The following is a 6,377-nucleotide window of genomic DNA, read 5'->3' as shown; positions in this document are numbered from 1 at the left end:
AAGTATTACCCTCATAGCGTGATGTTTGTGCGTCAACGTGTCGCACCAAAGATATTTTCCACCTCGCGGGAAGCAAGCAAGTCCTTAATGTTCTGCGTGATAGCTGTGGGTATGCCTCCCCATTTTCTAAAACGCTTCCAAATCTCCACACTGTAAGCGGCGGTCTGTTCCTCTTTTAAGAGCAAGTGAAATTCGTCCATATAGTAGCGGGTAGATTTCTTTTCTGCCCGGTTAATGGTAACGCGGTTCCATATCTGGTCTTGCACAATGAGCATACCTAACTTTTTGAGCTGCTTCCCAAGCTGCTTAATGTCAAAGCAGACAAGGCGGTTAGAAAGCTCCACATTCGTTCTGTGGTTGAATACGTTAAGACTGCCGGAAACATACAGCTCCAATGCCGCTGCAATGCGGGCAGCTTCCGGCTCCGGCTGTTTTAACAGCTCGTCGTAAAGGTCGCCCAAGATAGGCATTTTTGCCGGGTCGGGGTCAGCAAGGTAGTCCCGGTACACATTCCTTACGGCGCGGTCAATGACGGTCTTATCAACGGGCTGCAAGCCCTCCTTGCCGCCAATGACAAGCTCGCAGAGGGACAGGATAAAATCACTTTTCAGTGCAAGGGGGCTGTCGTCCTCGCTGTAATTAAGGTTCATATCCATAGGGTTCACATACTGGGGCTTGCCGTCCATGCCTTTCCCGGTCGGGGATAAGCGTATCACTTGCCCGCCAAGCCGCTTGACAAGGGCAAAATACTCGGCTTCCGGGTCGCAGATAAAAATATCATCGTCAGTAATGAGAAAGGCGTTTGTGATTTCCCGCTTTGCCGCAAAGGATTTTCCGCTGCCCGGTGTTCCCAAGATAAGCCCATTCGGGTTTTTAAGCTGCTTGCGGTCGCAGAGTATCATGTTGTTGCTTAAAGCGTTCAGCCCATAATACAGGGCAGACCCGGTCTGAAATAGCTCCTGCGTGATGAACGGGATAAAAATAGCGGTGCTTGATGTGGTAAGTCCCCGTTGTATCGGGATAAGGTTCTCCCCCAAAGGGATAGAGGACATCAGCCCCGCTTCCTGCTGATAGTCAAGACGGGTCAGGGCGCAGTTGTATTTCTGTGCAATGCCCGCCGCCGCGAAAATGTCATTTTCCAGTTTCCGCTTCGTGTCTGTCATGTTTACCACAAGGAACGTGAGAAGAAACATTCGCTCGTTGCGGCTCTGTAAATCCTGCAACAGGTTCTTTGCTTCATTTCCAAAGGTGGCAAGGTCGGACGGGATTATATCCATATCGTAACCGCTTCTAACCGCTTTTTTCTGTTCCTCAATCTTCATCTTGTCAAGGTCAGTGATTTTGCGCTTAATGGTCTTGATTGCTTCCGACTGGTCGATACTTTTAATGTGGAGATTGACAATAACGCCTGTTTCCAAGTCCAACATATCCGCTAAGATACGGTCGTTTAACTCCGGGGCAAGGATTTCAAGGAACGATACCGCCCCCGTCTTTTTCCCCATAGCAAAGTAGCGTCCCTCCCCGAACTTGAAAGAGGACGGGGCGATAAAGTCCTTTGTGGTAAGCCCCGTCGGGGTCAGCCAGTCATAAGAGAATGAGAACGGCTCGCCTGCCGGGTGGAATACCCCATGCAGCACCTTTAGGCGTTCATAGCCGGATAAGGGGTGCGCCGATACCCCAAGCACCTTAAAATTATTGAGTACGTCTGTTTCAATACGGGAAAGCCGCGCCCTTGCTGCCGCCGGATTGTCCGCTTCAATGGAAAATGTGATGTACTTATGCTTGACAAGCCCGTTGTTCCCTTTGGCAAGCTGCGATTTCAGCATATCGGAATACTCAGTGCGGATAGAGTTAAAATCGTCATTTTGCAGCGGGATATGGATTGCCAGCGCTGCCTGTTCCTGCTGTGAGCCTTGATTGATGAAAGAAAGCTGCACGTTCACGCTTGCGTCAAAGTAGTTGAGAAAATCGCACCAGTTTTCAAAAATGGCGGTCTTATCGTCTGCCTGTGCAAGCTGATAGTTGATGTCCTCAAAGGCAATGCTCTTTGAATATTTCCGCTGTGCCACTTTGCAGATACCGTCCGGGTACATGGCAAGGTAGGGAATGGTCTGCTGTGCGGTGTGGGCTTTGCCGTCCCCCTTTGCCTGCCGGATAACCGCCGCTATCTGTTTCTTTTCCGCGCGGGTCAGCTTACGCCTGTTTCCTGCGGCTTCCCGCGTCTTTTTTGTCTGTCCTTTTGACAATCGCTGATACCTCCTTTTCTAATGCCCGCTGTTTCTCCAAGAGTGCATACAGGTTTTCCGTCTGATACGGTCGCACTTTGGGGCGGGTCAATTTTGTCTGAATGATGTTCTTTACAACCACTTCAAGGGGCTGCCCATGCTTTTCATACATGGCAACCAAAAAGCAGGGAAGCATGACGACAATCATTGCCATTGCCGCAAGGCTCGTCCCTGCGCTGTCTTTGAACAAAAAGAAAAGTGGCAGTCCCATAAGAAGTGCCACTGAAAAACAAAGGATTTGCCGCTTTGTCAGATTGAAAGCGACTTTTGTTTTGACTTTGGATAAGTCTTTGGGTACAGGTACATACGCCAAGAAAAAACCTCCTTTCTGCCCTTAGTGGGCGTTGAATATAGATTTTGCCAGTGCGCCGGATTTGAACAGGGAGAAACAGAGGATAACGGTATAGGCTGCAAGGGAAAAAATCGCGCTGTGCAGGTTGTCCGCTAAGACCATTTCGCCTACCAAAACCGCATAAATGCCGACGCATATCATAATGAGGAAGCCTTGAAAACCAAGTGCAAACAGCCCCTTTAGGTAGTTGTTCCCAATCTGTCCCCATTCCCGGTTTGTCATGGTGGCAAAAGGGATAGGGGAAACGGAACAGTAGGCGTATATCTCAATCATTCTGCCGTAGAGGATAACGGTTATCAGTACGGACATGATTTTCATACAAAGGCTTACAAGGCTCGTTTCCATGACAAGTAACAGTAGTTCGGGGATTTCCATATCTTTTAGTCCCTCCTGCATGGCGGCAAGGGCTTCGGTTACGTCGATATTCGTATCGCCGCCGATTACCCCCGCCGCGCCGGACACAATATGCTGCGCCATATCAAACACCGCCATAGTAATATCAAAGGTGTGCGTTACCAAGAAAACGGCAACAAAGGCTTTGAAAAACCACTTAAAGAACATGAACGTGTCAACGTCGTGCATATTGTTTTTTTCCGTTACCATGCTGATAAGCTCATAACAGAGGACATAGGTAATGACAAGCCCCGCAATGGGTACAATCACATTTTCCGACAGATTTTGTATCATGTTGAAAATGTTCGCGTTCCACCCCTGTGGGGTCTTGCCTACCTCCGCTGCAATGGTGCCTACTTTTTCGTTTACGTCCCCGAACATCGTTGACAGATTACCGTTTATCGCGCCGATAAGGATTTCTTTTATCCATTCGTTAATCGCGTCAAGTATGCTCTCCATAGGCTACCCTCCGTAAACTTATCCGAACAGACCGGAAAGAAGCGGTACAAGGATAGTGCCGATAAGGGCAACACCGCCGCCCGCCATAAGCTGCTTAATGCCCTGTGATTTTGCACCCGGATTGTCGTTTCCATATCCCTCTAAGAGGTTGATAACGCCCCAAATGCCTAAGCCTGCGCCCAGTGCGATAACAAGGGTCTGTAATACGTCGATAGCAGAGTTAAAAAATTCCATAAAGCTCCTTTCTGCCGCAAATGCGGCTTGCCCCATAAAAGGGCATAAAAAACGGCGGTCAGTTTTGTAACTGCCGCGGTCATAAGTCCCCGCGCTGCCTATGTGTCTGCCGCGCGGCGGTATTCAGTTTTTAAGTATGGGCGTTATGGATTTTCCAGTAGGGGCGCGTATTCTGTAAGTTGTCTGTTTCTTTGTTACTGCGTCAATTCCTCCTTTCGCTGCTGCTCATACAGGGCTTCACACCGTTTTACAAACTGCCGGATAGCTGTCTGTCGCTGTTGCTCCCGTCGCTCGGCAATGAAAATAAGCCCGTTTATGGCTTCTGTGATTTTCTTATCCTTTTTCTTTCGGATACGTCTATTCATGGTCGGTGTCCTCCTGCAAATCTGCTTCACTGATTTCGTAATAGTCAAAGGGTTCGTCCGGCTTCACAAGGGCGGGTCTGCGCCTTAAATGCTTTTCCATATCAAAGGTATTTTTCTTGTCATAGTCGGACAGGTATTTATAGTTGGGATGCTTTGTAATATCATACTTATCAGAGAAGAACGGGCGCACCCCTCGTAGCTGCAAGATACATTTCCCGCCGTCCATGACTGCAATTTCATCTTCCGTCATAAGCTGCTTGCCTAACTTCTGATAGTTCAGCCCATGCGATACCTCGCGCCCCCGGTTCTCGGAAGTGTTGAAGCTGTCAATGGTTTCTTTCCCCAAGATTTCCGACATTTCTTTGAGGGTGGTTTTCTCCTTGCCGCCCAAGAAAAGGGTGGTGTCGCAGTTGCCGGCTATGGTATCGGCGTTGTCCTTATAGATTGCCTTTAACTGGCTTTGCGACTGTAAGATAATCGACGCGGAGATTTCCCGGCTTCGTATGGTGGCTATGAGCTTTTCAAACTTCGGTATCTGCCCGATATTTGCAAATTCGTCTAACAGACAGCGCACATGGACGGGCAGCCTGCCGCCGTATTCATTATCTGCCTTGTCGCAAAGGAGATTGAAAAGCTGTGTGTAAAGGATTGATACCACAAAGTTAAAAGTATCGTCGGTGTCGCTGATAATGACAAACAGAGCGGTCTTACGGTCGCCTATGGTGTCAAGCTCCATTTCATCAGTTTCCATAAGGTCGCGCAGTTCCTTAATGTCAAAAGGGGAAAGCCGCGCACCGCAGGAAATGAGGATAGAGCTTCGTGTCTTTCCCGCAGATAACAGGAATTTCTTATACTGCCGGACGGCAAAGTGTTCCGGGTCTTTTTCCTCCAACCGTTCAAACATAAGGTCAACGGGGGACTGAAATTCCGGGTCGTCCTCGCGGGCTTCCGACGCATTTATCATTTCAAGCAGCGTCGTGAAGTTCTTTTCTTCCTCCGGGGCTTCGTACCAAATGTAGCCGATAAGGGCGCAGTAAAAGAGCCGTTCCGATTTTACCCAAAAATCCTCCCCGGCTTTTTCCCCGTCCCCTTTGGTGTTGGCAATCAAGGTATTTACCAGTTTCAAAATGTCTTTTTCGCTGCGGAGATAGGCAAAGGGATTGTATTTCATGCTTTTTTTGAAGTTAATCGTGTTCAGCACTTTTATCCGGTAGCCGCCCCGCTGTAAGAGCTTCCCGCACTCGACTAAAACCGTTCCTTTCGGGTCGGTTACAACGTAGCTGCTGTGCATTTGCATTAAGTTGGGCTTCACGAAAAATCTCGTCTTTCCGCTGCCGCTTCCCCCGATAACAAGGATATTTTTATTCCTTGCATACTTCGGCTGCTTCGGGCGGCTGTTCATGGTAAGCCGTTCCGTCTGCGTCAGCAGCACGTTATTCTGAAATACCGGGTCGGTGTAGGGCTTAATATCTTCGGCAGTCCCCCAACGGGCAGAGCCGTATTCGATACCTTTCCGGTATTTCTTCGCGTTCTTGCCTTTGAAGTACACCATAAGCCGGATAAGGACAGCCCCCGCAATACCGATAAGCAAATCCATAGGGGCAAAACTCGGAAGCGGGTTTGCAAAAGCCATAGAAAATCCCTCCCCAAGCGACAACACCTTGCCGGACAGGTCAGCCCCCGGCGAAAGGCGTACCGCCTGCCCGACTTTATCAAAAAGATACACAAAGAACAGATAGGGAATGTTGGGAAGCAGCAGTTTTTTCCAGTTGATAGCGTTCATCTTGCAATCCCCCTGTCTTTGTTTTTTACTTTGTCCCGCTGTGTGTTCAGAGCCGCCGCCTTTTCTTTGAGGGAAACAATCAGCTTTCGGATAGGGGGCTTTTGTTCCTGCGTCAGTTTCTTTGCGGAAAACTCCTTGAAAGCTGCGGTCAGTGCGTCCGCGTCCCGTCCCTTGAAAAACACAAGATAGCGGGGCGGGGTTTCGGTGCTGTCTTTCTTTAGGGCAAAGTCAATCCCGTATTTTTTCGCCGTACTCTCAAAGGCTTTGATATTGTCCTTTGTGATTTCAATGTTGGAAACGCCCGCGTTCTGCTTCATAAGCTGCTTTAGGGTCTGCTTTCCATGCGGGATTTTCTGTCTGTCATGCTGCTTTTTCATCTGTGCAAGCAGGGCTTTCATAGCCTTTTGGAGCTGCTGCGCCGTCAGCTTCCCGGTCTTGATGTAAAGGGCTATGGTCTTTTCGTTGGTTTCCTCCTGCAATGGGTGTCCTCCTTTCGTGTTCTATGG

6 protein-coding genes and 1 pseudogene are annotated in these 6,377 nt (G+C 49.0%); all 7 read right to left on the bottom strand.

Annotated elements, in window-relative coordinates; all coding sequences use genetic code 11:
• Positions 1 to 47: 47 nt before the first annotated feature.
• Positions 48 to 2,246: pseudogene (locus tag DWX00_RS16090) on the bottom strand (VirB4-like conjugal transfer ATPase, CD1110 family); the annotation flags it as partial.
• Positions 2,194 to 2,598 (bottom strand): PrgI family protein, encoded by a 405-nt coding sequence (locus DWX00_RS16085; protein WP_035394369.1) that lies wholly within the window; start codon positions 2,596 to 2,598, stop codon positions 2,194 to 2,196. The pseudogene DWX00_RS16090 and the gene DWX00_RS16085, both read right to left, overlap by 53 nt.
• A gap of 21 nt (positions 2,599 to 2,619) precedes the next feature.
• Complete coding sequence (locus DWX00_RS16080) at positions 2,620 to 3,489, bottom strand: VirB6/TrbL-like conjugal transfer protein, CD1112 family (protein WP_015529210.1); 870 nt, start codon at positions 3,487 to 3,489, stop codon at positions 2,620 to 2,622.
• A gap of 18 nt (positions 3,490 to 3,507) precedes the next feature.
• The gene (locus tag DWX00_RS16075; RefSeq protein ID WP_009906233.1) at positions 3,508 to 3,723 is read right to left on the bottom strand and encodes a Maff2 family protein; all 216 of its coding nucleotides are present in this window, start codon (positions 3,721 to 3,723) and stop codon (positions 3,508 to 3,510) included.
• A gap of 194 nt (positions 3,724 to 3,917) precedes the next feature.
• Entirely contained in the window at positions 3,918 to 4,088 is a 171-nt protein-coding gene (locus DWX00_RS19920) for a hypothetical protein (protein WP_164468384.1), read from the bottom strand.
• On the bottom strand, positions 4,081 to 5,871 hold the full coding sequence (locus tag DWX00_RS16070; RefSeq protein ID WP_117443085.1) for a VirD4-like conjugal transfer protein, CD1115 family: 1,791 nt from the start codon (positions 5,869 to 5,871) through the stop codon (positions 4,081 to 4,083). Before DWX00_RS16070 ends, DWX00_RS19920 begins: the two co-directional genes overlap by 8 nt.
• Positions 5,868 to 6,350 (bottom strand): PcfB family protein, encoded by a 483-nt coding sequence (locus DWX00_RS16065; RefSeq protein ID WP_107572487.1) that lies wholly within the window; start codon positions 6,348 to 6,350, stop codon positions 5,868 to 5,870. The genes DWX00_RS16070 and DWX00_RS16065 overlap by 4 nt, the downstream gene beginning before the upstream one ends.
• Positions 6,351 to 6,377: the final 27 nt, after the last annotated feature.

The sequence above is a fragment of the Blautia sp. AF17-9LB genome (genome assembly GCF_003479185.1).
GTDB classification, from domain to species: Bacteria; Bacillota; Clostridia; order Lachnospirales; family Lachnospiraceae; genus Fusicatenibacter; species Fusicatenibacter saccharivorans.
This window is presented reverse-complemented; position numbering and strand designations above follow the sequence as displayed.